The organism is Frankia sp. AgB32 (assembly GCF_023243045.1).
GTDB lineage: Bacteria > Actinomycetota > Actinomycetes > Frankiales > Frankiaceae > Frankia.
Genome location: NZ_JALKFX010000020.1, coordinates 17,623 through 42,404 on the forward strand (window position 1 = coordinate 17,623; position 24,782 = coordinate 42,404).

Sequence of the window (24,782 nt, forward strand, 5' to 3'; positions counted from 1 at the left end):
ACTTCGGCTCAGGAAGCTCGCGGCGGCGGGCTCCACTCGGATACAAGGTCACGCGGCGCCGGCTGACAACGGGAGACTCCGAGAAACAGGAGACTCCGAGAAACAGGAGACTCTGCGCTCGCCGGCTCCCCCCAGCCATCCAGCCCCAGCCATCCAGAGGGCCGGCGGACGAACCCCGACCCCAGCCAGACGACGACTGACCCCAGCGTATCCGATCGACGTGTGGGACGGGTCGGCGGACCACCGCCCGCATCCGACGCCGCCCGCCTGGCCACGCGGCGACCACAGAGAGGACCGGACCAGACCAGGCCCGGGCAGCGATCAGTTCTGCGCACGCTCGCGGAGCTGCTTGAGCACGACGTCGGGAACCAGCCCCGAGACCTCCCCACCGTAGCGGGCGACCTCCTTGACCAGACTCGACGACAGGAACGCATACTGCGGATTGGTACTCATGAAGAGAGTCTCCACACCCGCGAGGGAATTGTTCATCTGGGCCATCTGCAACTCGTAGTCGAAGTCGCTCACGGCCCGCAGGCCCTTCACGATCGACTGAATGCCTCGAGAGCGGCAGAAATCGACGACCAGACCATGGGACGAGTCCACGACGACGTTGGTCGGCGCCATCGGATGATCTCGCAGCGCCTCCCGAATGAGCTCTATCCGCTCATCGACCGTAAACAATGTCGCCTTGTTCTTGTTGATCAGAACGGCAACGACAACCTCGTCAAAGAGCCTGCTGGCTCTGATGATGATGTCAAGATGTCCGTTGGTGATCGGATCAAAGGAACCGGGACAGACTGCCCTCCTCATGATCGAATACCGTACCAGAGGACTCCCTCTCCGTACCTGCGGTCACGGAGAGCGCACATCCCTTCCGGCCAGGCGACCGGGGCGGACCGATGGGACCTTTCGACCACACAGACACCGTCCGCAGTCAGCCAGTCAGCAGTCCGCACATTCGCCAGCACGCCCCCGAGCTCGTCGTCGCTCATCGCATACGGCGGGTCGAGAAAAATCACGTCGTAAGGATTCCCGGGAGTGTTCTGCACCACACGGGCGACGGCGGCCTGCACGACCTCGGCTCCGGCCAGCCCCAATGCCGCGACGTTGCGGCGCAGAGCGCGAACCGCCGCCACATCGCGATCTACGAGCAGCGCGTGGGAGGCGCCCCGCGACAGCGCCTCCAGGCCGACCGCGCCGGTTCCCGCGAAAAGGTCGGCAAACCGCGCGCCGGTGAGATCCAGCCGCGTCGAGAGCGTGTTGAACAGGCCCTCTCGGGCGCGATCCGACGTCGGCCGGGTCGATCTTCCAGGGGGAACCAGGAGATGCCGGCCGCCCGCACTTCCGCCGATGATTCGTGTCATCGAGGAGACGGTCATCCCTTCTCGAGAAATGCCGCGCTCTCGTCGTCGAGCACAGCGGTCAGCAGTCGTCGCAACGCCGGATGGCCGGCCAGTTCCGGATCATCGCCCACGAGGCGAACGGCCTCCACCCTGGCCTCCCGGATGAGTTCCTCGTCCCGAAGCAGGGCAAGCAGTTTCAGGGATCGACGCCCACCGGACTGGGCCGCTCCGAGGACGTCACCCTCGCGCCGCTGCGCAAGGTCGAGGCGGGCCAGTTCGGCGCCGTCACTCGTCGCCGCCACCGCGGTCAGCCGTTGCCAGGCCGGCGCGTCCTGTTCGACCGCGGTCTGCAGCAGACACCATCCTGGTGCGCTGCCCCGCCCCACCCTCCCGCGGAGCTGGTGCAGCTGGGACACCCCGAAACGATCCGCGTCCAGGACCGCCATCACCGTCGCGTTCGGGACGTTCACACCGACCTCGATGACCGTCGTCGCGATCAGGACGTCGATCTCCCCGTCGGCGAAACTGGTCATCACCGCCTCGCGCTGCGCCGGCGCCAGGCGCCCGTGCAGCGGCTCGACCCGCAGCCCGGCGAGCTCTCCGTCGACCAGCTGCGGCAGCATCTCCGTCACGGTGGCCGCCGGACGCACCGGGCGCCCGTCCTCGCCATCCTGCCCGACGACCTGATCGTCGTCGGCCCCCGCGCCACCGATCCGTGGGCAGACCACATACGCCTGGCGGCCCGTCGCCACCTCGTCCCGGATGCGCCCCCACATGCGATCCGTCCACGAACGGACGGCGGCCGGGACGACGTAGGTCGACACTCCGGCCCGGCCCCCCGGCAGCTCCGTGAGTTCCGAGATCTCCAGGTCACCGAAGACCGTCATCGCGACTGTCCGCGGGATCGGCGTCGCGGTCATGACGAGCAGGTGGGGGGGCCGACGACCCCGTGCCCGAAGCGCATCCCGCTGTTCGACGCCGAACCGGTGCTGCTCGTCCACGATGATCAGACCCAGGTCCGCGAACACGACGTCCTCGTGCAGGAGCGCGTGCGTTCCCACCACGAGGCCGGCCGAACCGTCGGCGATGGCCGCCAACGTCTCCCGCCGGGCTCGGGCGCCCAGGGACCCGGTGACGAGTGTCACGCGGGTTGCCTGATCGTCGCCGCCGAGTTCGCCCGCGCGAGCCAGGTTCCCGAGCATGTCCCGAAGGCTTCGGGAATGCTGGCTGGCGAGGGTCTCGGTCGGGGCGAGCAGCACGGCCTGGCCGCCTGAGTCGACCACCGCGAGCATCGCCCGCAGCGCGACGACTGTCTTTCCCGAGCCGACCTCGCCCTGCAGCAGACGATGCATCGGCACCGGCCGGGCCAGGTCGGCGGCGATGGCGGCGCCCACCTCGCGCTGGCCCTTCGTGAGCGGGAACGGCAGCCCGGCGTCGAAGGCCGCCAGCAGGCCGTCGGGACGCGCGACTCGCGGGGTGGTCGCCAGGCTCTCCGTCTGGCGACGGCGCTGGGCCAGGGCGACCTGGAGAACCAGTGCCTCGTCCCAGCTCAGTCGCTTACGCCCGGAAGCGACATCGGCCCGGCTGTCCGGCTGGTGCACGAGGCGATACGCCTCGGTGAGCGCTGGCAGGCGGTGCCGTCGCCGCAGCTCCTCGGGCAACGGGTCCGGCACCGGCTCCAGGGAGTCCAGCGCCAGCCGGACGCACCGGGCCAGCGTCCAGCTCGGCACCTTCGCGGCGGCCGGGTAGATGGGGACCAGCGCGTTGGCGAACGCCTCGCCGTCGGTATCGCCGTCGACCTCCGGGTCCAGGAGCTGGACCTCGGGGTTGACCAGCTGCCGGCGGCCGCGGTACTCGTCGACCTTGCCGGCGAACAACGCCGTCGTTCCGGGACGGAGATCGCGTTCCCGCCAGGTCTGGTTGAAGAACGTGAGCACCAGGGACAGGCGTCCGTCGGTCACGGTGACCAGCAGCATGGATCGCCGGCTGCCGCGCATCGGCCGGCGTTCCACCTTCTCCACCCGCGCCTGGACCGTGACGGTCTCACCCATGGTGAGATCGGCGAGATCGGTCAGTTCACCGCGCTCGTGATATCGCCGCGGCAGGTGGTTGAGCAGGTCACCGACCGCGGACAGCTCAAGGCCGTCGGCCAGCAGGGTGGCGGCGCGCGCGCCGAGGAGCGTCTTCAGGGGCGTGTCGAGGTCGACCACACACCAGATACTGCACTGAACGACCGACAGCGCCGGGCCCGATCACCCTGCGCTCCACGATCTGGACCACGGTGGCTGGGGTACGCTGACGGAGGTGTCCGCCGCGCGGGCCTTGTTGATCATGCCATAAGGCCTGTCGGCAAGCAGGATCGCGGCGCCGACCCGCCCGACTTCCCGGTACGACATCGGGACCATGACTATTTCGACGGAGTGTTTCTCGTGTCTTCGGTGTGCGACGTCTGCGGCAAGGGGCCGGGCTTCGGCATGTCGGTCTCCCACTCCCACCGACGCACCCGCCGTCGCTGGAACCCGAACATCCAGACCGTCCGGGGCGTCGTGGGTGGCGCGCGTCGACGGATGAACGTCTGCACCTCCTGCATCAAGGCCGGCAAGGTCGCCCGCGGCTGAGTCGATGACGGCCGCAGGCCGTCTCGTCCAGGTATGGCTCCGCCTCGGTCGCGAACTCTCGGCCGGTCCTGCTGGTCCAGAGGTGCAGGCCAGAGATCGGCTGCCGTAGCGTCCACTCGCCGGAGTGCTTGAGGCGATGGTGGTGGCGGCAGAGCGGTCGGTGTTGCCTACTTCGGTCTGACCGCCGTCCGCGTGCGCCACGGTGTGGTCCAGATCGCAGTCTCGGGCGGGCTTCGCGCATCCCGGGAACACGCACCGGCGGTCCCGGGCGCGGACGAATCGGGCCATCGCCGGTGACGGACAGCGTCGGCGGCCGACCTCCCATACGGAGCTGTCCAGCGGATCCGTGACTATCCGCCGCCAGCTGGACCGCGAGCCGTGCGCCAGCTCCCGAGCCAGGTCTGCGGGGATCGGCCCGTAGCCCGCCAGTTCCCCTGGGGCGGAGGACAGTCCCGCGAGGGTCGCCAGCGACATCACGACCTCCGTGGCGATCGGGCCGCACTGCTCCCCCATCACGAGGTCGAACAGGACCTCGGCCCGTCTCTCTCCGATGCCGCGCTCGTCATCCGCTTCCCCGGCGGCGCGGGCCAGCGCGTCGACGCGGCCGTACCTGGCAGACAGACGTTCAGCCGGCAGCACCGCCGACAACAGGCCGAGACCATCGGTCAACGGCCGCATGCCCACGCCTCGCTCCCGCACCCGCCGCCGGCGGCGGAGCTCGGCCCCGTCCGGATCCACGTTGGCGGCGACGGGAGCGAGAGCGGCGGCTGCGGCCAGCTCGTCACCGGTGAACTCGCTGAAGCCCCGCTCCGCGCCGCCTCGGTCGCCCGGCAGCGGCGGCCGCAGTCTGGCAGACCGCTCCCGTACCCGCAGCCGCCAGGCCTCCAGCCGAGCGAGCTCTCGACCGATCCAGGTGTCGAGCCGCAGGCATTCGTCATCATCAAGGTCATCAACCGGCCGACCGTGGACCAGGGCCGGCTCGGGCCCGTCCGCCGCCGGGGCGGTCGACCCGTCACCGGTCACGGCGAAATGATCAGTCACATCGCGAGGTTCGGCGCCTCGCCCCGTCGAATCGAACATGCATTCGATTATGCCCGACCCCGCGCCCCTTCCCGCCCAGCGCCGCGAACCCTCCTCGCTCCGGCACCATCTGCCCTGGTCAACGGCATTTCGCTCCAACCAGCCGGGGCGTCCGCGAAGCGTCACCGGGACCGATTCCCGCCCGCCTCGGCCCGCTCCGGACCGCCGTGGTCGAGATCGGTCCCGGTCGGCGGCACCGATCCGTTAGTGTCCCCGCATGGCAGGAACCCGGGCTCCGATCCGACTCGCCCTCCTGTTCGGCGGACGAAGCACCGAACACGCGATCTCCTGCGTCTCCGCCGGCGGAGTGCTGCGCGCGCTCGACCGGGATGTGTACGACGTCCTCCCGGTGGGAATCGACCTGGCTGGCCGCTGGATCGTCCTGCCGGACGACGCCGACGCACTCGCGGCGGCGGCCGAGCAGCTCCCCGAGGTGACGGCCGCCGCCGGTCGGCAGGTCCTGATCTCGGCCGATCCGACCGCGTCCCGGCTCGCGCCGCGCGACCAGACGGCCGTCGTTCGCGACACGTTCGGTGACATCGATGTGGTCTTCCCGCTGCTGCACGGCCCCTTCGGGGAGGACGGCACCGTGCAGGGCCTGCTGGAGATGGCCGGGCTGCCCTACGTGGGCTCAGGCGTGTTCGCCAGCGCGGCCGCGATGGACAAGCAGCACATGAAGGCCCTGCTGCGGGCAGCGGGCCTGCCTGTCGGCCCCTACGCCGTCCTGCGCCCCGGCCAGAGCCTTTCCGAGGCCGAGCGGGAGCGCCTGGGCCTGCCGGTCTTCGTCAAGCCGGCGCGGGGCGGATCCAGCATCGGCATCAGCCGGGTGGAGGCCTGGGACGATCTTGACACGGCCATCAAGACGGCCCGGGCGAACGACCCCAAGGTGGTCATCGAGGCGGCCATCGTCGGCCGGGAGATCGAGTGCGGCGTGCTCGGTCGCCTCGACGGCCCCGGCCCCGAGGCGAGCCTGCCGGCGGAGATCACGGTCGACTCGCCGAGCGGCTTCTACGACTTCGAGGCGAAGTACACCTCGGGGCAGACCCGCTTCGACATCCCCGCACGGCTGTCCCCGGCCGTGCGCCAGCGCATCCAGGACGTGGCCGTGGCGGCGTTCGAGTCGCTCGACTGCGCCGGACTCGCCCGGGTCGACGTGTTCCTCGGGCCCGACGACCAGATCGTCGTCAACGAGGTCAACACGATGCCCGGGTTCACCCCGACGTCGATGTTCCCGCGCATGTGGGAGGCGAGCGGCGTCAGCTATCCGGCGCTTCTCGACCGACTCGTCCGGCTCGCGCTGCGCGACGGAGCCGGCCTGCGCTGAGTCCGTGCCACCGCGGCGGGCCGCCTGCCTCGGCCGGCAGGACGTTCAAGCCGTGGTTGACACGCTGTGCGCGCGCACCGCCGAAGCCACCGAGACCAGGACGTCGAAGGGCTGCAGATCGCCGAGCGCGGCCGTGGGCAGCGTGAGCACGACGTGGGGCGAGCGGGTCGGAGTCGAGAACCGCACCCCGGCGCCGGTCGTCTCCGCGAACCATCCCACGTCGTTGACCACGGACAGGTCCGAGGTCGGACGGTAGCTGGCCGGCACGCCGGCCGCCCCGCAGGTGATCACGGCTGGTGTTCGGCCGTACGCGGCCGCGCTGTCCACTGGTGGATCCAGCTCACGGCGATCGAGATCGCCGCCCAGTGACGACGGCAGGGCCCGAATGAGATCGGCACAGGCCGCCCGCGACGCTGGCGCCGGCACCGGCACGTTGGTCAGCCTCAGCGACCCGGGACCACCGCCGCACGCCGTGGCCAGCAGGCAGGCTGCCAAGCCGACCACGGCGACACCAGTGACACCAGTGACACCGTCGCGACGCCTCCCACCGGTGCGGTAGGACAGAGCGGGACGGCGACAGTCCCGGAGCCTCAGAAGTGGACGACTGGACAGGTCAGTGTCCGGGTGATGCCGTCGACCGCCTGGACCCTCGACATGACCATCTTGCCGAGATCGTCCACCGTGGGCGCCTCCGCACGCACGATGACGTCGTAGGGACCGGTCACGTCCTCGGCCTGGGTGACCCCAGGGATCTGCTCGATCTCCTTGGCAACCGACGCGGACTTGCCGACCTCGGTCTGGATAAGGATGTACGCGTGGACCACAGACGCTCCCTCGTCGGACGTCAACAGCCCGTCGAGCAGAACTACGGGCCGACAGAAGGTAACAGGCAAACGGGCCGGATGAGAGCCTTCGCAGCCGAGGATTTTCTCGCCGCGACCTCCGGGCGCCGGGAGACTCCCAGGCGCGCGCTCGTCCGGCCCTCAATCCTGGGGTCCGTCGCCCCGAAGCCGTACCCGGTTGTGATGGCAACCACTAATTCAACTACGGAAAGTGAAGACCGAGGAGACACGTGATGGTGTGGAGCGCTTGGTGACCGCCGTCCCCGGCCCCGTCCCCGCACCGGCCCCGAGGGCGCCGGCCGCGCCGCCGCGGGTGCTGACCATCGCCGGATCGGACTCGGGCGGCGGCGCCGGGATCCAGGCGGATCTCAAGACGATGCTCGAGCTCGGCGTGCACGGGATGAGCGCGATCGTGGCCGTCACGGCCCAGAACTCACTCGGCGTGCATGGCGTGTGGGATCTGCCCGCGGCGGCCGTCCGCGGCCAGATCCGCGCGGTGGTCGACGACATCGGGGTGGACGCGGTCAAGACCGGCATGCTCTCGTCGGCGTCGCTCGTCGCTCTGGTGGCCGAGGAGGTCGACCGGGTCGCGGCGCCGCTCGTGGTCGACCCGGTGGGCGTGTCCAAGCACGGTGATCCGCTGCTCGCGCCGGACGCGGTGGACGTCCTGCGCCGGCAGCTGCTGCCGCGGGCCACCATCGTGACCCCGAACGTCGACGAGGTCCGACTGCTGACCGGGGTGGAGGTCCGGGATGCCGCGGACCTGCCGCGGGCCGCCGCGGCGGTGCTCGAGCTGGGTCCCCGCTGGGTGCTTGTCAAGGGCGGCCACCTGCCCGGGGACGCCGTCGACCTGCTGACCGACGGCGTGACGGAGCTCGTCCTGCGCGGCCCCCGGCTCGATCGCCGGCATACTCACGGAACGGGCTGCACGCTGGCGTCGGCGATCGCCGCCCGGCTGGCTTTCGGTGACGCGCCGGAGCAGGCGGCGCGGGCGGCGAAGGAGTTCGTCAGCGGCGCGCTGGCCGCCGGCTTTCCCCTCGGCGGCGGGATCGGCCCGGTGGACCACGGTTATCGTCACCGCAGGTAGCCGCCACCGGTCCGGGGGATCGCCCCCGCCCGGGGGTCTGGTTCAATCGCCCCGCCACATGTGACCTGTTGCATTCACACCATCGCCATGGGAGGTAGCCCGTGGGGGCGAACAGCACCGCGGTGACCGCGCCGGCAAACTCGGATCGCTGGTTGTACCGGATCGGCGGCGGTGTTCCGCTGCATGGCTCGGTCGAGGCGTCCGGCGCCAAGAACTCGGTCACCAAGCTGCTCGTCGCCACCCTGCTGACCCCGCAGCCGTGCACCCTGACCAGGGTCCCGCGCATCGCCGAGGTCGACGTGGTCCTGGGCATGCTGACGGAGCTCGGTACCGAGGTGCAGTGGTTGGACGAGCACACCGTGCGGCTGACCACCGAACGCATCGTCGACGCCTCGCTGTCCGAGGCGTACTCGGGCGTCAACCGCATCCCCATCCTCATGATGGGCCCGCTGCTGCACCGCGTCGGCGAGGCGGTGATCCCGCTGCCGGGTGGCTGTCGGATCGGCAAGCGGCCGGTGGACTTCCATCTCGCGGGCCTGCGGGCGATGGGCGCGGAGATCGTCGAGCAGGTGCGTTCCGTCCAGGTCAAGACCCTCGGTCTGCGCGGCACGCATGTCACGCTGCCCTTCCCCAGCGTCGGCGCGACCGAGAACCTGCTGCTTGCCGCGGTCCGGGCCCAGGGCACCACGGTGATCTCGAACGCGGCGACAGAACCGGAGATCATCGACCTCATCCTGTTCCTGCAGCAGATGGGTGCGCTGGTCGCCGTGGAGGCCGACCGGACGATCGTGGTCCAGGGCGTCGAACGGCTGCGGGGCGCCACCCACGCGCCGGTGCACGACCGCATCGAGGTCGCGTCGTTCGCCGCCGCCGCCGTCGCCACCGGCGGCCGGGTCGAGGTGATCGGCGCCCGGCAGGAGCATCTGATGACGTTCCTGAACCATCTGCGGCGCCTCGGCGGCGAGTTCGAGGTGACCCCGCGGGGCATGACGTTCTTCCGCGCCCGCCCGCTCACCGCCACCCATGTGCAGACCGACGTGCATCCCGGCTTCATGACCGACTGGCAGCAGCCGCTGGTGGTGCTGCTCACCCAGGCCCAGGGCGCGTCGGTGGTGCACGAGACGATCTACGAGGACCGCTTCGGGTACACCCGCCAGCTCGCCGAGATGGGCGCCGAGATCGCGCTGTCGACGCTGTGCCTCGGAGGCAAGGGGTGCCGGTTCGCCTCCCGCGACTTCGAGCACTCCGCGGTGGTCAGCGGTCCGACCCCGCTCACCGGCATCGATCTGACCATCCCGGACCTGCGCGCCGGCTTCGCCTACGTCCTCGCCGCCCTCGTCGCGGACGGCACCAGCACCATCCGCGGGACGCGCTTCCTCGAACGCGGCTACGAGGACCCGGTCGGGAAGCTGCGCTCGATCGGCGCCCTCGTCGAACCGGACCTCGTCCCCGGTGCCTCGCCCGCGCCCGCCGGCGCCCAGAGCGGCCGCAGCGACGAGGTCAGCGCCCGAACCGGTACTCCGGCCCGGGTTCGCGGCTCATCAGCTCCTTGACCGCCTCCAACGGCGGTAGCCCCTCGTACAGCACCCGCTCGACCTGCCGGGTGATCGGCATCGAGACCCCGAGCTGATCCGCGATGGCCAGCAGCGGCCGGCAGGACCGAACCCCCTCGGCGACCTGCCGCTGCTCGGCCTCCACCTGCGCCAGGCTCAGACCGCGCCCCAGCTTCTCGCCGAAGGTCCGGTTGCGCGACAGCGGCGACCCGCAGGTCGCGACGAGGTCGCCGAGTCCGGCCAGGCCGGCGAACGTCATCGGGTCGGCGCCGAGCGCCATACCCAGCCGCGACGTCTCGGCCAGGCCGCGGGTGATCAGCGACGCCTGGCTGTTCGTGGCGAACCCCATGCCGCCGAGCATCCCGGCCGCGAGCGCGATCACGTTCTTCACCGCGCCGCCGAGCTCGCACCCGACCACGTCGGTGTTGGTGTAGGGGCGGAAGTACGGCGTCCAGCACGCCGCCTGCACCTCGGCCGCCGTGTCCTCCGACGAGCTGGCCACCACGGTCGCCGCCGGATGCTCCGCGGCGATCTCGTGCGCCAGGTTCGGACCGCTCACGACCGCGATCCGATCCGCGGGCGCGCCGGTGACCTCGGCGACGACCTGGCTCATCCGCAGCCGGCTCGTCGCCTCCACGCCCTTCATCAGACTGACGTAGATCGCATCGGGCGGTGCCAGCGGCGCCCAGCCGGCGAGCGCCGGGCGCAGCGCCTGCGACGGCACCGCCAGCACGACGAGCCCCGCGCCCACCAGCGCGGCCGCCGGGTCCGCCGTGGCCCGGACCCGGTCCGGCAGGTGCACCGCCGGCAGGTAGCGAGGATTCACGTGCCGCTCGTTGATCGAATGGATCACGTCCTCGTCGCGGGCGACGAGGTCGACCCGGGCGCCGGCATCCGCGAGCACCTTGGCGAAGACGGTCCCCCACGAGCCGGCGGTCAGTACCGCCGCCTTCCTCATGCGGTCACCACGAACGCCGCGGCGCGGGCGTGGCGACCCGCGCGACGCGTGCGGACGGTCGGCGCGGGGGGCGCGACGTGGACGGACTCGACGATGGCGGACTCGACGATGATTGTTCCCTCCCGGATGAGCGCACATGACCGGGGCAGGATCCCGCCCGGTGCGGACCGTTCGGCGCGCCGCGCCGGGGTCGACCCCCACCACGTTCCCATCGCGTCCACACCGTCGACCGTAGACGCCGCCCCTGCGAGCTTCACGCGGCATGGGCGGCCCACCGGCAACCCGGCCGGGTCCGAGGCGTGCGAGGCGTGCGAGGCGTGCGAGGCGTGCCCGTCCGGACCGGATGGCCTATGGTCGCCTTCGTGTCGCTCTCACCAGGCGAGGCGTCATGGACGATCCTGCTGCCGTTGAAGGACCTGGCCCGGGCGAAGTCGCGCCTGCGGCGGCCGGACCGCAGTCGGCTCGCGCTGGCGATGGCACTCGACACCGTGTGCGCGGTGCTGGCGTCCGCGGCCGATCTCGTCGGTGCCGTCGTGGTCGTCACGAACGATCGGACGGTCCGCCAGGCACTCACCCGGCTTCGCGACGTCGGCGACGCCGGCGCCCTGCCGGACGGTCCGACGCCCCCCGCGGCCGCCATCCCGACCAGCGCCGACCCGGCATCTCCCACGCCGGCATCTCCCACGCCGGCATCGCCGGTCCTGCCAGCGTGGATGCGCGAGCGACTTCGCGTCATACCCGACGTCCCCGACCACGGTCTCAATCCCGCGCTGGTACACGGCGCCGTCCTGGCGGACCGCTGGCGGCCCGGGCGTCCGCTCGCGGCGATGTCGGCCGACCTTCCCGCGCTGCGGACGGCGGAGTTGCGCCGCGCCCTGCTCGAGGCCGCGCACCATGCTCGCGCGGTGCTAGCCGACGCCACCGGAACCGGCACGGTGCTGCTCACCGCCGCCGCCGGGCAGCCGCTCGAGCCGGCCTTCGGCGTCGACAGCCACGCGGCGCATCGCCGGTCCGGCGCGGTGGATCTCACCGCGGCGCTCGGCGCGACCGTGCCGGGGCTGCGTCGCGACGTCGACACGGTCGAGGATCTCGCCGAGGCAGCGTTTCTCGGGGTCGGCGACGCCACGGCGGCGGCGTTGGATCCCCGCCGGATCCTCACGTCCTGACCGGGGCGGTCGGCGCGGCGGGCCGCGGAGACGCGTCCGTCAGTCGCCGGCCCGGGGACTGCCCGTGAACGGTGTCGGCAGCGGGCCGGGGCGGGCGAACAGGAAGCCCTGGCCGAGCTCGCAGCCGAGTTCCGCCAACTCCGCGATCTGTCCCTCGCGCTCGATCCCCTCCGCCACGACGACGGCGCCGAGGGCGTGCGCGAGATTGATCATCGATCGGCGCAGCGCCACCACCCGGCCGCCGTCCGGCGGTGGTTCGAGCAGTGTCCGGTCCAGCTTGACCACGTCGACGGGCAACAGGTGCAGGGCCGCGAGGGTGCTGTGTCCCGCGCCGACGTCGTCGAGGGCCACGGCGACGCCCAGCGCGCGTACCTCCTCGAGCACCTCGCGCGCGCCGTCCAGGTCGTTGAGCCGGCTGGTTTCGGTGATCTCGACGACGAGCCGGCGCGGGTCGAGCCGGCTGGTGGCCAGCGCCCGGGCGACGCTGTCCAGCAGCGTCGTGTCCGCGACCCGGCTGGCGGAGACGTTGACGTGCAGGCGCAGCGCGGAATCGGGGTAGGCCACCGCGATCTCGGCGCAGGCCTGGCCGAGGATCATGTCGTCGAGGGTGCCGACGATGCCGCTGCTCTCGGCCGCCGCCACGAAGGTGCCAGGCGGTACCGGGCCCCGCCCGGGGGCGGTCCACCGCGCGAGCGCCTCCAGGGCGACGGGCACGCGGTCACGCAGGCGCACGATGGGCTGGTAGTGCACGGCGAAGCCGGCGGACCAGCCGCCCCGGCGCAGGGCGGTCGCGAGGGCGTCGGCGAGGTGGGTGCCGGCGACGAGCTGCGCGCCTGGCGTCGCGCCCAGTCCGGGCCGGTAGACGACCAGGCGGTTCTTGCCGGTCTGCTTCGCCGCGTGCAGCGCGGTGTCGGCCCGCCGCAGCAGCGCCTCGGTGGTCACCTGGGTTCGGCCGGCGACCACCAGTCCCACGCTCGCCCGCACCGGCCAGTGGTGGCCTCCGACGGCCACCGGCTGTCGAAGGGCGGTGAGTACCCGCTCGGCGACCTGTTCGGGGAGTTCCTGGCCGCCGTCGAGCAGCAGCGCGAACTCGTCGGAACCGAGTCGCGCGACGGTGTCCGTGGTGCGCACGCAGTGTCGCAGCCGCTGACCGACGGCGCGCAACAGATGATCGCCAGCCGCATGGCCGAGGCTGTCGTTGATGACCCGGAAGTCGTCGAGGTCGCAGTACACGACCGCGACGTCGCGACCGTCGTGACGGCTCGCGGCCAGGGCGGTGGCGAGACGCTGGTGGAACAGCCCCCGGTTGGCGAGTTCGGTGAGGGGATCGTGGGAGATCCAGTGCCGCGTCTCGCGTTCGGTGTCACCGAGCACGGTCGCGAGCCGCTGGTTCGCCCGCAGCGCCAGCATCTGCCGGATGAACACGGCGGCGACCAGCACCGCGCCCACCGCGATCTCGACGGGATCCAGCGCGATCCCGCCGCGGGACCGGCCGAGCAGGAACGCCGCCACCCCGGCCACCGCCAGGTAGGGGGCGGCGAGTCGCAACCACGCGGCGAGTTCGGCGCGCGGGTCGGGGTCGTCCGCGCGGCGGCCCTGTCCCGCCCAGCCGGCCCTGACCGCGGCGAGCACGACGAGCAGTGCGCCGACCACGGCCGCGGAGCCGCTCACCGATCCGGCCTCGCCGTCACCGCCGTCACCGAGATGGGTGCACAGGAGCCCGACGAGGGCGAGGAAGACGAGCCCCGTGCCGGCGGCGACCACGGCCGGCAGGTCCACGGGCTGCCGGAAGCCCGCGACGTGCAGGACCGCGAGCACCATCACGAGGACCGCCAGCACATGCGCCACCGCCACCAGGTGACCGGTGGCGGACCTGCCCAGGGATCCGTCGAGATCCGTGCTCCCGAGCCCGGCCAGCAGGCCCGACCAGGTCAGCAGGAACAACGAACCGGCGAGGATCATCTCGTCGAGGGCGAGGACGGGTAGTCCGGGCAGCCCGCGCGCGGCGCGGAACCTGCCGCCCCAGTCGGCCACACCGACCAGGCCCGCCGGCGCGGCCGGCCGCGGGCCGGCGGTAAGGTGCCGGCGCGGATCGTCCCGCCCCCGCCGACCGGCGGCCGACCCGGCCGGCGCCGCGACAGCCGCAGCGAGCACTGTCGCGCGGTCCCTGGAGCGCCGGGCCCGACTCGCCGGCACGGCCGCCAGGGCCACCAGCGCGAGGACGGGCATGGCGAACTGGCCGGCATCGGCGAGATAGCCGACCTCGGCGATCGTGCGGCGGCCGGCCGAGGCCCGTTCCCAACGGTGGAGCACCCCGGCCACCTGCGCCACCGTCCAGGACGACAGCGCCAGCGAGAGCCAGATCAGCCAGCGACCCCGGGCGCGGTCGAGGCGATGGCCGGCCCAGACACAGCTCAGCGTCGCGGCGAGCCCGGCGACGATCGTGGCGGCGTCGACGAGCGTCACTCGTCCCGCCCTCCTCCCCCGTGCGTCGGCCGCCTGGGACAGAAGGATCCTCGAGCACAACGGAAACGGCCGATCAAATCGCTAAAAGTCATCAACGGCGGGGTTGACACCCCCTCGTCAACCTAGCGCGTGATGGCTCTATCACAAAGAGTAGGTTGATGCGCCGCGTGCCGCGCGGTCTCCTCGGGCGCCGTGATGCCTCGACGCGGGCTCGCCCGCGGCGGAGCCGACGCGGGCGGTCGCACCTCGACGGCGGTGACGACCTGGCTGGCATGCAGGGTTCCCTGCCCGGCGCCGGTGTAGCGACCGGAGGTGGCGGCGACATCGTCGTAGTCCCGCCCGACGGCGACCGTGACGTACCGCAGGTCGACGAGCCGGTCGTGGCAGGGATCGAAGGCCACCGCGACGGCGCCGGGCTGTCCCGCGGCCGAGCCGGGCTCGGCGGGCGCGGCCGGCGCCCCGATCCGACCCGCGACACCGTCGGCCATGATCACCTCGACCCACGCGTGCGGCGGACCGTCACCGACGAGATGGCCCATCGCGTACCGCGCGGGCACTCCCGCCGCCCGGCACAGGGCGAGCATGACGTGCGCCTGGTCCTGACAAACCCCGGTGCCCCCGGCGAGGGCCTGGGCCGCGGTGGTCGACACGTCGGTACTGCCGGGAACGTAGCGGATCCGGCTGTTCGCCCAGGCGCAGAAACGGCGCGCGGTGAGAAGCGGATCGTCGGTGGCGAGCGAGCGGGCCGCCGCGGTGAGGGCGGCGTCCGGGGCGGTCAGCGGCGTGGCATCCAGCAACCGTCGACTCCCCAGCGCGGTGGCCCGAAGCCAGGGCCGGCCGGCACCGCCGATCCGCTCGACGGCGACGTCGACCTGGAACTCCAACGCGGGCGGCACCTGGGACAGGTGCACCGTCACCACCCGGTGGCCGTCGACGCTCCGGGCGCAGACCGTCCGGGCGGCATCGGCGGAGGTGGCGAGCCGCGCGGCCCGCAACGTCTGGTCACCGTGGCGGCCGGGCGGCACGACGACGAGCCGGTGCACCAGATCGGTGGCATCCCCGTCGTAGGAGTACCGGTAGAGCTGGCTGATGCGATAAGCCACCCGCGCGCCCGCCGGCAACCCGGCCAGGTCGTCGGAGCTCAGCTCGGGCTCCGACGGTGGCAGCAGCGTCGCCGCGTCGCCCGATTCGAGCACCTCGACGACCCTCACCGATCATCCCCCCAAGCCCGCGCGATCACCGCCAGAGATGTGAATTCGGACACCGGTCGAGGAGCTGTCCGCACCGTGACCGCCGCGACCGAACGCCACGGTCCGCACAAGGTGACCCCCGATGTTTCCAGCACACTGCCGATCTTCGCCTCATGCTGTTTCGCTGCCGTTAACGCCCTACCCCCCCGCCCCGCAGGGATGAACAGCGAGCAGCAGGATAGTCGCTATACGTGCTAGTTGACGGACCAACTTGTCACAACCTTCCGCCCTCTGGGACCGAAAGGGGTCTTCTGGCGTATCGGGTCGCGGTGCCGAGTTGCTCTGCGACTGGCACCATCAGTGTCATGAGCGAGCTGGTGGCGACCCGACCTGAACAGCCTCAGCGGAAGGCCCGTAGCGGCCTGCTCGAACCACTCGAGGCGCCCCGCCCGCCCGAACCGTCCGACCTGCCCGCCGACCGGTTCATCAACCGGGAAGCCTCCTGGCTGGATTTCAACGCCCGGGTGCTCGCGCTCGCCGAGGACGTCGCCACCCCACTGCTGGAACGGGCCAAGTTCCTCGCCATCTTCGCGAGCAACCTGGACGAGTTCTACATGGTCCGGGTCGCCGGGCTGATGCGGCGGGAGGCAACCGGGCTCGCGATGCGCTCGGCCGACGGCCTGAGCCCACGCGAACAGCTCGCGCTCATCAGCCAGGCCGCCGTGGCGCTGACGGAGCGGCACTCCCGCTGCTTCACCGACGAGGTCGTGCCGTCCCTCGCGCACGCCGGCATCAGCATCCGTTTCTGGTCGCAGCTCAGCGATTCCCAGCGGGAGCGCCTGCACGACTACTTCCACGAGCAGATCTTCCCTGTTCTCACCCCGCTGGCGGTCGACCCCGCGCACCCCTTCCCGTACATCAGCGGGCTGTCCCTCAACCTCGCCGTGCAGGTGCGCGAGCCCGGCGGGGAGGATGACCGCTTCGCCCGGGTGAAGGTGCCGCAGAACGTGCCGCGGCTCGTGCAGGTCGACGTGGAGCCGGTCGACGACGACGGCGCGGGTCAGGATGACCGGGCGGGTGGGGGCGTCGCGCCGAGCGCCTGCTTCGTGCCCCTCGAAGAGATCATCGCCGCCCATCTCGACCAGCTCTTCCCCGGCATGGAAGTGATCAACTCGCACCTGTTCCGGGTCACCCGCAACGCCGACCTCGAGGTCGAGGAGGACGAGGCGGAGGACCTGCTGCAGGCGCTGGAGCGGGAGCTGGCCCGCCGGCGCTTCGGCCCGGCGGTACGGCTCGAGGTCGATGACGACATCGACGCTGACCTGCTCGTGATGCTGATGCGCGAGCTCGAGGTGACCGAACGCGAGGTGCACCGGGTCACCGGCATGCTCGACCTGTCGGCGCTGTGGGCGCTCTACGGCCTCGACCGGCCCGAGCTGAAGGACGCGCCCCGGGTCCCGGTGACCCATCCGCGGCTGACGGCCGAGGACGGCGAGGCACCGGACTTCTTCAGCGTGCTGCGCGAGGGCGACGTCCTCGTCCACCATCCGTACGACTCGTTCACGACCTCGGTGCAGCGGTTCATCGAGCAGGCCGCGGCCGACCCGGCGGTGCTCGCCATCAAGCAGACGCTCTACCGCACCTCGGGCGACTCGCCGATCGTCGACGCGCTCGTCGCCGCGGCCGAGGCGGGCAAGCAGGTGGTCGTCCTCGTCGAGATCAAGGCCAGGTTCGACGAGAGCGCCAACATCCGCTGGGCACGCGAGCTGGAACGGGCGGGCTGCCACGTCGTCTACGGCCTGATCGGGCTCAAGACGCACTGCAAGACCTGCCTGGTGGTGCGCCAGGAGCGGGGTGGGCTGCGGCGGTACTGCCACGTCGGGACCGGCAACTACAACCCCAAGACGGCCAGGCTCTACGAGGACCTCGGCCTGCTCACCGCCGACCCGGAGGTCGGCGCGGACCTCACCGACCTGTTCAACGTGCTGACCGGCTACAGCCGGCAGACCGAGTACCGCTCGCTGCTCGTCGCGCCCCAGCACATGCGGGACGGCATCCTGGAGCGCATCAGCGCCGAGGCGCGGGCCGCGGCCGAGGGCAAGCCGTGCGGCATCCGCCTCAAGGTGAACAGCCTGGTCGACGAACAGGTCATCGACGCCCTCTACCGCGCCTCCATGGCCGGCGTACCGGTCCACTGCCTGGTCCGCGGCATCTGCGCGCTGCGGCCCGGCGTCCCCGGCCTGTCCGAGACCGTCCACGTCCGGTCGATCCTGGGCCGCTTCCTCGAACACAGCCGGGTGCTCGAGTTCGCGTCCGTGGACGAGTTCTGGATCGGCAGCGCCGACATGATGCACCGCAACCTGGACCGGCGGATCGAGGCGCTGGTCCGCGTCGGGAACCCGCAGGACCGCGGCGGCCTGCGCCAGATGCTGGATGACGCGTTCTCCGACGAGGTGTCGGGCTGGGTGCTCCACTCCGACGGCCGGTGGGAGCGGCACACGACCGGGGCCGAGGACGCCCGGCTGTCGGACCACCAGCACGAACTCATGGCGCAGGCCGTCCGGCGCGGGCACCGGTAGGCCCGGCGCCCGCACCGTCGGTCAGTCGCTGCTGGCGGACACGCTCGACTTGAACTCCGAGCCGGGCCGAAACTTCGGCACGACGGACGCCGCGACGTGCACGGGCTCACCGGTCGCGGGGTTGCGACCGGTGCGGGCGGCCCGCTCGACCCGCTCGAAGACGCCGAATCCGGTGATGGTCACCTTCTCGCCGCTGGCGACGGCCTCCTGGATCGCGTCGAACACGGCGTCGACCGCCTTGGTGGCATTGGACCGTCCGCCCTCGATCTGCTGGGCGATGCGGTCAACCAACTGGGACTTGTTCACAACTACCTCCGGGCGCCCCCGCGGCTTGCGGGGTGGGGAGCAGATCGGGCATCACACTGCGCTGCACCGTAGGCATCTCCACTGGCGAGGGCAATTCCCACGACCGTGTCGCGTCACACAAACGCGCACGTCATCGGGTTCGCGCCAGTGGGCGGCGGGATGCGCCCTGTACGGCGCACGTCGGCCATCCGGCAGATTCATCACTTTGAGTAGCGGCAGGTGCCCAACTACTTGGGCTCAATGTCACGGTTTGGTCGCCGGCCGCCGCCGTCATTGCGAGCCCAGCTCTGCTAAGTAGCCACCCGGACGCCTCGCGCGATGATCGAACACCGCGGCAGCGGCGCCTTCCAACCGGCCAACCCGAGGCCTCGCCCGGGTCTCGGCACCAGATATGAATTGCGTCACATTGGCGCCGAGATCCCGGCAGGGGACACGCGGGAGTGGCACACACGACAGCCCCGCCGCTAGACCGTGGTCGGCAGCCAGCCCGGCCGAGCGCCCTCGAAACCAGTGATCATCTCTTCGTGGCGCAGGGTCAGACCGACGTCGTCCAGGCCCTCCATGAGCCGCCAGCGGGTGAAGTCGTCGAGCTCGAACGCGGCCGCCACGCCCGCGCCCCGCACCTCTCGCGCGTCGAGATCAACGGTGATCTCGACGGTCGGGTCCTGCTCCACGGCGGACTGCAGGCTCTCCACCGTCTCCGCGGGAAGCTGGACGGGCAGCAGCCCGTTGCCCAGCGCGTTGCCGCGGAAGATGTCCGCGAACCGCGCTGAGATCACCGCGCGGAAGCCGTAGTCCTGCAATGCCCAGACCGCGTGCTCGCGCGACGAGCCGGTACCGAAGTCCGGTCCGGCGAGCAGGATCGACGCGCCGGCGTAGGCCGGGTTGTTGAGCACGAAGCTCTCGTCGGTCCGCCACTGGGAGAACAGGCCGGCGCCGAAGCCGGTGCGCTCGATGCGCTTGAGCCAGTCACTCGGAATGATCTGGTCGGTGTCCACGTCGCTGCGGCGCAGCGGCACGGCCCGACCGGTGTGGATCGTGAACGCCTCCATCGCGGAAACGCTCCCCTCTGCGTGAAGGTCGGCGAGACGACGCCGACGGTCGTGACAGCCCCGCCCGGCCGCGGCGGGCCGACGGGAGGTGTCCGGAGTAGGCCGGGACGGTGCTCCGGTGGCTACAGGTCCGCCGGGGCGGTCAGCCGGCCGGTGATCGCGGTGGCGGCGGCGACCTGCGGCGAGACGAGGTGGGTCCGCCCGCCCTGACCCTGGCGCCCCTCGAAGTTGCGGTTCGACGTCGACGCGCTGCGCTCGCCAGGCGACAGCGTGTCCGGGTTCATGCCCAGGCACATCGAGCAGCCGGCGCTGCGCCACTGCGCTCCGGCCGCCTCGAACACCTGGTCCAGCCCCTCCGCCTCAGCCTGCGCCTTGACCTGCATCGAGCCGGGCACGACCAGGACCCGCACGTCCCCCGCGACCTGGCGCCCCCGCAGCACGTCGGCCGCGGCACGCAGGTCGGACAGCCGGCCGTTCGTGCAGGAACCGATGAACACCGTGTCGACGGCGACCTCGGTGAGTGGGGTGCCCGCCGTCAGCCCCATGTAGGCCAGGGCGCGCTCCGCCGAGGCCTGCGCGGCCGGGTTGGCGTAGTCGCTGGGCGTGGGCACGAGCGAGCCCAGCGGCGCCGCCTGGCCGGGGTTGGTCCCCCAGGTCACGTACGGGGTGAGGCTCGCCGCGTCGATGACGACCTCGTGGTCGAACTCCGCGTCCGGGTCGGAGGCGAGCGTTCGCCAGTAGGCGACCGCCTCGTCCCACGCCGGACCGGTCGCGACCCGCTCCCGGCCGGCGAGGTACTCGAAGGTGGTGTCGTCGGGAGCGATCATCCCGGCCCGCGCGCCGGCCTCGATCGACATGTTGCAGACGGTCATCCGGCCTTCCATGGACAGGCCCCGGATCGCCGCGCCGCGGTACTCGATGATGTGGCCCGCGCCCCCGCCGGTGCCGATCCTGGCGATGATCGCCAGGATCAGGTCCTTCGCGGTGACGCCGACGGGCAGGTCGCCCTCGACCGTCACCGCCATCGTCCTCGGGCGGCGCTGCGGCAGGGTCTGGGTCGCCAGCACGTGCTCGACCTGGCTCGTGCCGATGCCGAAGGCCAGCGCGCCGAAGGCACCGTGGGTGGAGGTGTGGCTGTCGCCGCAGACGATCGTCATTCCGGGCTGGGACAGGCCCAGCTGCGGGCCCACGACGTGCACGATGCCCTGACCGGGGTCGTTCATCGGGAAGAGCTTCACGCCGAACTCGGCGCAGTTCTTCCGCAGCGCCTCGACCTGCGCCGCCGACACCGGGTCGGCGATCGGCGCCAGCGTGTTGGTCGTCGGGACGTTGTGGTCCTCGGTGGCGACGGTCAGGTCGGGCCGGCGCACCGGCCGGCCGGCGAGCCGCAGCGCCTCGAACGCCTGCGGCGAGGTGACCTCGTGCACCAGGTGCAGGTCGATGTACAGCAGGTCCGGTTCGCCCTCGGCCCGCCGCACCACATGGGCGTCCCAGACCTTCTCCGCGAGTGTGCGCCCCATGGCAGCCCTACTCTCCTCCGCGCCGACGCCGCGTCGGCGTAGTCGGCGTCGCTGTGTTCGTCATCGCTATGGCCATCATCATTGTTGTCATCCCAGATTATAGGATGGCAGTATCAATCCATGAAACAGAGTAGCGGCGTAGGCGTCCTTGACAAGGCGGCACTGGTCCTCGCCGCCGTCGAGCAGGGGCCGGTGTCGCTCGCGGACCTCGTCTCCCGCACCGGCCTGAGCCGGGCCACCGCACACCGGCTCGCCAGCGCGCTCGAGGTCCACCACCTCGTCGCGCGCGACGGCGACGGCAGGTTCGCGCCCGGGCCGAGGCTGGCCGCGTCCGTCTCGATCCCGCTGCCCTGGGCGTTGTTGGACCGGGCGGACCGCGTCCTCACCGACCTGCGCGAGGTGACCGGCGAGAGCGCGCAGCTCTACGTGCGGCGCGGCGCGCTGCGCCTGTGCGTCGCCGCGTCCGAACGGGCCACCGGACTGCGCGACACGGTCCCGGTCGGCGACGCGCTGCCGATGACCGCCGGCTCCGGCGCCCAGGTGCTGCTGGCCTTCGCGGCAGCGGCCGAACCGGCGCTGCTCGCCGACGCGCCCTTCGACGCCGCGACCCTCGCGCGGGTACGCGAGCGGGGCTGGGCGGAAAGCGTCGGCGAGCGGGAGACCGGTCTGGCCTCGGTGTCCGCGCCGGTACGCGGCGAAGCCGGAACGGTCATCGCGGCGGTGTCGCTGTCCGGTCCCCTGGAACGGCTCACCCGCTCGCCCGGTCAGCGCCACGGCGCCGCCGTGCTCGCCGCGGCGGCGCGCCTGTCGACGACATCGACGGTCGACTGAACACACCACCAGTCGTCAACCCGCGACCACCGGAGATCGGAGCGGCCCCGCGGTCGCCCCCTGTCCGGGTGATGCCCTCGCGGAGACGCCGCGTCCCATTTAATCCTGTTGTTCAGCATTTTTGGTCGAAGTGAGTGCCCCGTCCGGGCCCCACGAGCGCGTGTGTTGCGGGCTACCTCCATGGGAGGTCCTACCGCCGTTCGGCACCGGCCGTCTCCCCCGGCACGGAACGAGAACCGATTACGTCGTAGCCTGTTCGAGTCGTCCGTCTCGGATGATCGGAGAGGTAACCGGATGATCCGACCGGGTCATTGCCATCCAGCGGGCAGACGAAATCGTCACCGGTACGCCAGGACCACCGGTCCAGGTATCTCTCCGGGCTCCGCGCCCGGGCGACTCCCGCCCGCTGCGGCGCTGTCGTAGGTACGACCGCCACGGGCGGCGCCAGGAGAGGCAGGCGGGGTGCGCAAACTGGGTTCGCGGTATGTGCTGCACGAGGTGCTCGGGCAGGGCACGACCGGCCAGGTGTGGCGAGCAGCCCGAGTCTCCGACGGCGCCCCGGTGGCCATCAAGGTGCTGCGTCGGGAACTCGCCGACGACCCGCAGATCGTCGAGCGTTTCCTGCGCGAGTGGGACCTGCTCGTCGACCTCGACAGCCCCAGCCTCGTCGCGGTCCGGGACCTCGTCCGCGAACCGGACACCCTGGCGATCGTGATGGACCTCGTGGACGGCCCCGACCTTCGGGCGCACCTGCGGGAGTTCGGCCCCCGGCCGGCCGAGGAGGCCGTCGGGTTCGCGATCGGCACGCTCTGGGCGCTCGACAGCGTGCATGCCGCCGGGATCGTGCACCGCGACGTCAAACCGGAGAACATCCTCATCGACCCGGCCGATCCCGACCGTCCGATCGTCCGGCTCACGGACTTCGGTATCGCCCGCGTGGTCGGTGCCTCCCCCGCGCACGCCACCGGACCGGTCGGCACCCCCCTGTACATGGCGCCGGAGCTCGGCTCCGGGGCGCCGCCGACTCCCGCCGCCGACGTCTACTCGGCCGGCGTCGTGCTGTACGAGGTGCTCGCCGGTTCGCCGCCGTTCGACTCGACGAACCCCGTGGAGCTGCTGCGGCTGCACCGCGAGGAGGAGCCCCAGCCCATCTCCGGGGTGCCCCAGCCGGTCTGGGACGTGCTGGCCCGCATGCTGGCGAAGTCCCCCCGGGCACGGCCCACCAGTGCCGCCGACGCGGCGGACGAGCTTGACGAGGCGCTCACGACCGCGATGCGCGATGCGGGCGCCGGCACCCTCGGCGCGCACGAGCAGACTGCCATGATCGTCACCCGCCGGGACCGGGAGGACGCCGAGATGACCGGCGCCCACCAGCGTCGGACCGCCACCCGCTCAGCGCAGGCACCCACCGGTACCCAGCGCGTCCCGCGGCCCGTCGCCGCTGCGGCCGGTGTCGGCGCGGCCGGCGTCGGCGCGGCCGGCGGTGCCTGGAACGACATGGAACACACCCAGGTCGCCGGCAGCCTGACAGCGGTGGGTACCAAGTCAGGCGGCTGGAGCGGCGGCGACGAACACACCATGATCGCTCCGGCGGCCGGCGGTGGCCGGGCGGACTGGAGCGCCGACGCGCCGACCGGGATGAGCCCCGCCGTGCGGGTACCGGCGCGCTCGGGTGGCCCTGCCGCCGACACCAACACGGTGATGTCCGCGATCCCCGCCAGCAGGCAGCCCGGTTCGGGCAGCGCGGCCGGCGGCGCCGGAGGTTCGCGCGGCCACGACCGTCGCCGCCGCAGCCGGATCGCCGCCGGGGCCGGGCTGGTCGTCGCCCTCGTCGCCGGGGCCGGGGGCTGGGCCCTCGCCTCCGGCGGCGGCGCCGACTCCTCGCTGTCGGCCGCCAGCACCACCGGAACCTCCACAGATCCGAGTGCGGTGGCCTCGTCGGACGGCACCGGCCTGGGCCTGCCCGGCGTGGCCACCGGCGTCAGGCCGGCCCCCGGCCCCGGTTCGACGGCCCGGCCGGGCGCCAGGACGACCGCCTCACCGGGCTCCGCCAGCGCGGCGCCGACCTCCGCCCCGGCGGCCAGCCCCACCGCGGGCAGCAGCCCGTCCCCCTCGCCGACGGACGACGGGACCGCGGCCGTGCCGAACACCGAGGGCAGCTCGTTCAACGCGGCGGTCAACACGCTGCAGGCCGCCGGCTTCACCAACGTCACCAAGACCTTCGACTGCTACAATGCCGGCGCCGTCGACGCGGTCGTGAAACAGAGCCCGAACACCGGCCGCGCGGCGAAGTCGACCACGATCAAGCTGCAGATCCAGGGCAACGACTGCAAGGAAGTGCCCAATGTCACCGGCATGACCGAGTCGGCGGCGAAGTCCACCCTGAGCGGCGCCGGCTTCCTGTTCGTCAACGGTTCCTGCCCCAGCGGATACGCGAGCAGCGTGGTGTCCTACTCGCCGAACACCGGCCGGCATCCGAGCGGCTCCACGGCGGTGACCCTCAACCTGAGGTGCAACGCACCCGCCCCGACCACGGCGCCGCCGACCGCGGCCCCCACCACGGCCGCCCCGGCCGCGAAGAAGTAGCCAGGACGCAGTCATCGCCTCCGCCGCCACCGGCTCCGCCTGGCGGCGGTTTGGCGTTCCAGGGCACGGAGGACTCGGCCTTGTGGGCTGACGAGGGCCCGACGATCACTCTGCACGGACGAGCCGGGCACGGAACCGTACAGTCACTCGGCCCCGACGGGCGCCACGACATCGCGACCATGGGACATGTAGGCGTCGACCGGCCCGCCGGATCCCTGTTTTCCGCTCAGCCGGCGCTGCGCGCGGCTGAGCGGCGACAGCGACGTCATCGGCGCCCCCCT

General features: G+C 72.0%; 21 protein-coding genes. 8 read left to right on the top strand and 13 right to left on the bottom strand.

Going from position 1 to position 24,782, the window contains the following annotated elements; all coding sequences use genetic code 11:
• Positions 1-321: 321 nt before the first annotated feature.
• Genes coaD through recG form a run of 3 tightly spaced genes read right to left on the bottom strand, consistent with a single transcriptional unit; the run spans position 322 to position 3,553 of the window.
• Positions 322-810: a pantetheine-phosphate adenylyltransferase gene (gene coaD, locus MXD60_RS08575; protein ID WP_248818464.1), complete on the bottom strand. Its 489-nt coding sequence runs from the start codon at positions 808-810 to the stop codon at positions 322-324.
• Positions 807-1,364: a 16S rRNA (guanine(966)-N(2))-methyltransferase RsmD gene (gene rsmD / locus MXD60_RS08580; protein ID WP_248818465.1), complete on the bottom strand. Its 558-nt coding sequence runs from the start codon at positions 1,362-1,364 to the stop codon at positions 807-809. The genes coaD and rsmD overlap by 4 nt, the downstream gene beginning before the upstream one ends.
• An 11-nt stretch (positions 1,365-1,375) precedes the next feature.
• Entirely contained in the window at positions 1,376-3,553 is a 2,178-nt protein-coding gene (gene recG, locus MXD60_RS08585; protein ID WP_248818466.1) for an ATP-dependent DNA helicase RecG, read from the bottom strand.
• 219 nt (positions 3,554-3,772) lie between these two features.
• Between recG and rpmB the strand changes: the two genes are divergently transcribed.
• Positions 3,773-3,961 (top strand): 50S ribosomal protein L28, encoded by a 189-nt coding sequence (gene rpmB, locus MXD60_RS08590; protein WP_248818467.1) that lies wholly within the window; start codon positions 3,773-3,775, stop codon positions 3,959-3,961.
• Positions 3,962-5,258: 1,297 nt separating this feature from the next.
• Entirely contained in the window at positions 5,259-6,365 is a 1,107-nt protein-coding gene (locus MXD60_RS08595; RefSeq protein WP_248818468.1) for a D-alanine--D-alanine ligase family protein, read from the top strand.
• 45 nt (positions 6,366-6,410) lie between these two features.
• Here MXD60_RS08595 and MXD60_RS08600 read toward each other — a convergent pair whose 3' ends face one another.
• Together MXD60_RS08600 and MXD60_RS08605 are read right to left on the bottom strand one after the other, a co-directional pair.
• Positions 6,411-6,869: a DUF3515 family protein gene (locus MXD60_RS08600; RefSeq protein WP_248818469.1), complete on the bottom strand. Its 459-nt coding sequence runs from the start codon at positions 6,867-6,869 to the stop codon at positions 6,411-6,413.
• Positions 6,870-6,955: 86 nt separating this feature from the next.
• Positions 6,956-7,189 carry an Lrp/AsnC family transcriptional regulator gene (locus tag MXD60_RS08605; protein WP_248818470.1) on the bottom strand — a complete coding sequence of 78 codons (234 nt, stop codon included), beginning with the start codon at positions 7,187-7,189 and terminating at the stop codon, positions 6,956-6,958.
• A 265-nt stretch (positions 7,190-7,454) separates the two neighbouring features.
• Here MXD60_RS08605 and thiD point away from each other — a divergent pair, with 265 nt between their 5' ends.
• Together thiD and murA are read left to right on the top strand one after the other, a co-directional pair.
• The gene (thiD, locus tag MXD60_RS08610) at positions 7,455-8,294 is read left to right on the top strand and encodes a bifunctional hydroxymethylpyrimidine kinase/phosphomethylpyrimidine kinase (protein ID WP_248818502.1); all 840 of its coding nucleotides are present in this window, start codon (positions 7,455-7,457) and stop codon (positions 8,292-8,294) included.
• 101 nt (positions 8,295-8,395) lie between these two features.
• Positions 8,396-9,847 (top strand): UDP-N-acetylglucosamine 1-carboxyvinyltransferase, encoded by a 1,452-nt coding sequence (gene murA, locus MXD60_RS08615; RefSeq protein WP_248818471.1) that lies wholly within the window; start codon positions 8,396-8,398, stop codon positions 9,845-9,847.
• On the opposite strand, the gene MXD60_RS08620 is transcribed toward murA, so the two are convergent.
• Positions 9,795-10,805, bottom strand: a complete 1,011-nt coding sequence (locus MXD60_RS08620) for an NAD(P)H-dependent glycerol-3-phosphate dehydrogenase (protein WP_248818472.1) — start codon at positions 10,803-10,805, stop codon at positions 9,795-9,797. The genes murA and MXD60_RS08620 overlap by 53 nt on opposite strands.
• On the bottom strand, positions 10,802-11,026 hold the full coding sequence (locus tag MXD60_RS08625) for a hypothetical protein (protein WP_248818473.1): 225 nt from the start codon (positions 11,024-11,026) through the stop codon (positions 10,802-10,804). Before MXD60_RS08625 ends, MXD60_RS08620 begins: the two co-directional genes overlap by 4 nt.
• A gap of 129 nt (positions 11,027-11,155) precedes the next feature.
• On the opposite strand from MXD60_RS08625, the gene cofC reads away from it, so the two are divergent.
• On the top strand, positions 11,156-11,971 hold the full coding sequence (gene cofC / locus MXD60_RS08630; protein WP_248818474.1) for a 2-phospho-L-lactate guanylyltransferase: 816 nt from the start codon (positions 11,156-11,158) through the stop codon (positions 11,969-11,971).
• 39 nt (positions 11,972-12,010) lie between these two features.
• Here cofC and MXD60_RS08635 read toward each other — a convergent pair whose 3' ends face one another.
• Together MXD60_RS08635 and MXD60_RS08640 are read right to left on the bottom strand one after the other, a co-directional pair.
• A complete protein-coding gene (locus MXD60_RS08635; RefSeq protein ID WP_248818475.1) occupies positions 12,011-14,437 on the bottom strand; it encodes a putative bifunctional diguanylate cyclase/phosphodiesterase in 2,427 nt (808 codons plus the stop codon).
• Between the two features lie 122 nt (positions 14,438-14,559).
• Complete coding sequence (locus MXD60_RS08640) at positions 14,560-15,648, bottom strand: transglutaminase domain-containing protein (RefSeq protein ID WP_248818476.1); 1,089 nt, start codon at positions 15,646-15,648, stop codon at positions 14,560-14,562.
• Between the two features lie 344 nt (positions 15,649-15,992).
• Between MXD60_RS08640 and MXD60_RS08645 the strand changes: the two genes are divergently transcribed.
• A complete protein-coding gene (locus tag MXD60_RS08645; protein WP_248818477.1) occupies positions 15,993-18,206 on the top strand; it encodes an RNA degradosome polyphosphate kinase in 2,214 nt (737 codons plus the stop codon).
• Between the two features lie 21 nt (positions 18,207-18,227).
• Here MXD60_RS08645 and MXD60_RS08650 read toward each other — a convergent pair whose 3' ends face one another.
• The 3 genes from MXD60_RS08650 to leuC all read right to left on the bottom strand — a co-directional run bounded on the left by MXD60_RS08650 (position 18,228) and on the right by leuC (position 21,084).
• A complete protein-coding gene (locus MXD60_RS08650) occupies positions 18,228-18,512 on the bottom strand; it encodes an HU family DNA-binding protein (RefSeq protein WP_163547079.1) in 285 nt (94 codons plus the stop codon).
• Between the two features lie 464 nt (positions 18,513-18,976).
• Positions 18,977-19,564, bottom strand: a complete 588-nt coding sequence (gene leuD, locus MXD60_RS08655) for a 3-isopropylmalate dehydratase small subunit (protein ID WP_248818478.1) — start codon at positions 19,562-19,564, stop codon at positions 18,977-18,979.
• A gap of 122 nt (positions 19,565-19,686) precedes the next feature.
• Positions 19,687-21,084, bottom strand: a complete 1,398-nt coding sequence (gene leuC, locus MXD60_RS08660; RefSeq protein ID WP_248818479.1) for a 3-isopropylmalate dehydratase large subunit — start codon at positions 21,082-21,084, stop codon at positions 19,687-19,689.
• A gap of 120 nt (positions 21,085-21,204) precedes the next feature.
• Between leuC and MXD60_RS08665 the strand changes: the two genes are divergently transcribed.
• Both MXD60_RS08665 and MXD60_RS08670 read left to right on the top strand, forming a co-directional pair.
• Positions 21,205-21,915, top strand: coding sequence for an IclR family transcriptional regulator (locus tag MXD60_RS08665; RefSeq protein WP_248818480.1), 711 nt, complete (start codon positions 21,205-21,207; stop codon positions 21,913-21,915).
• Positions 21,916-22,377: 462 nt separating this feature from the next.
• On the top strand, positions 22,378-24,501 hold the full coding sequence (locus MXD60_RS08670; RefSeq protein ID WP_248818481.1) for a serine/threonine-protein kinase: 2,124 nt from the start codon (positions 22,378-22,380) through the stop codon (positions 24,499-24,501).
• Positions 24,502-24,644: 143 nt separating this feature from the next.
• Here MXD60_RS08670 and MXD60_RS28680 read toward each other — a convergent pair whose 3' ends face one another.
• Complete coding sequence (locus MXD60_RS28680) at positions 24,645-24,770, bottom strand: hypothetical protein (RefSeq protein ID WP_283098039.1); 126 nt, start codon at positions 24,768-24,770, stop codon at positions 24,645-24,647.
• Positions 24,771-24,782: the final 12 nt, after the last annotated feature.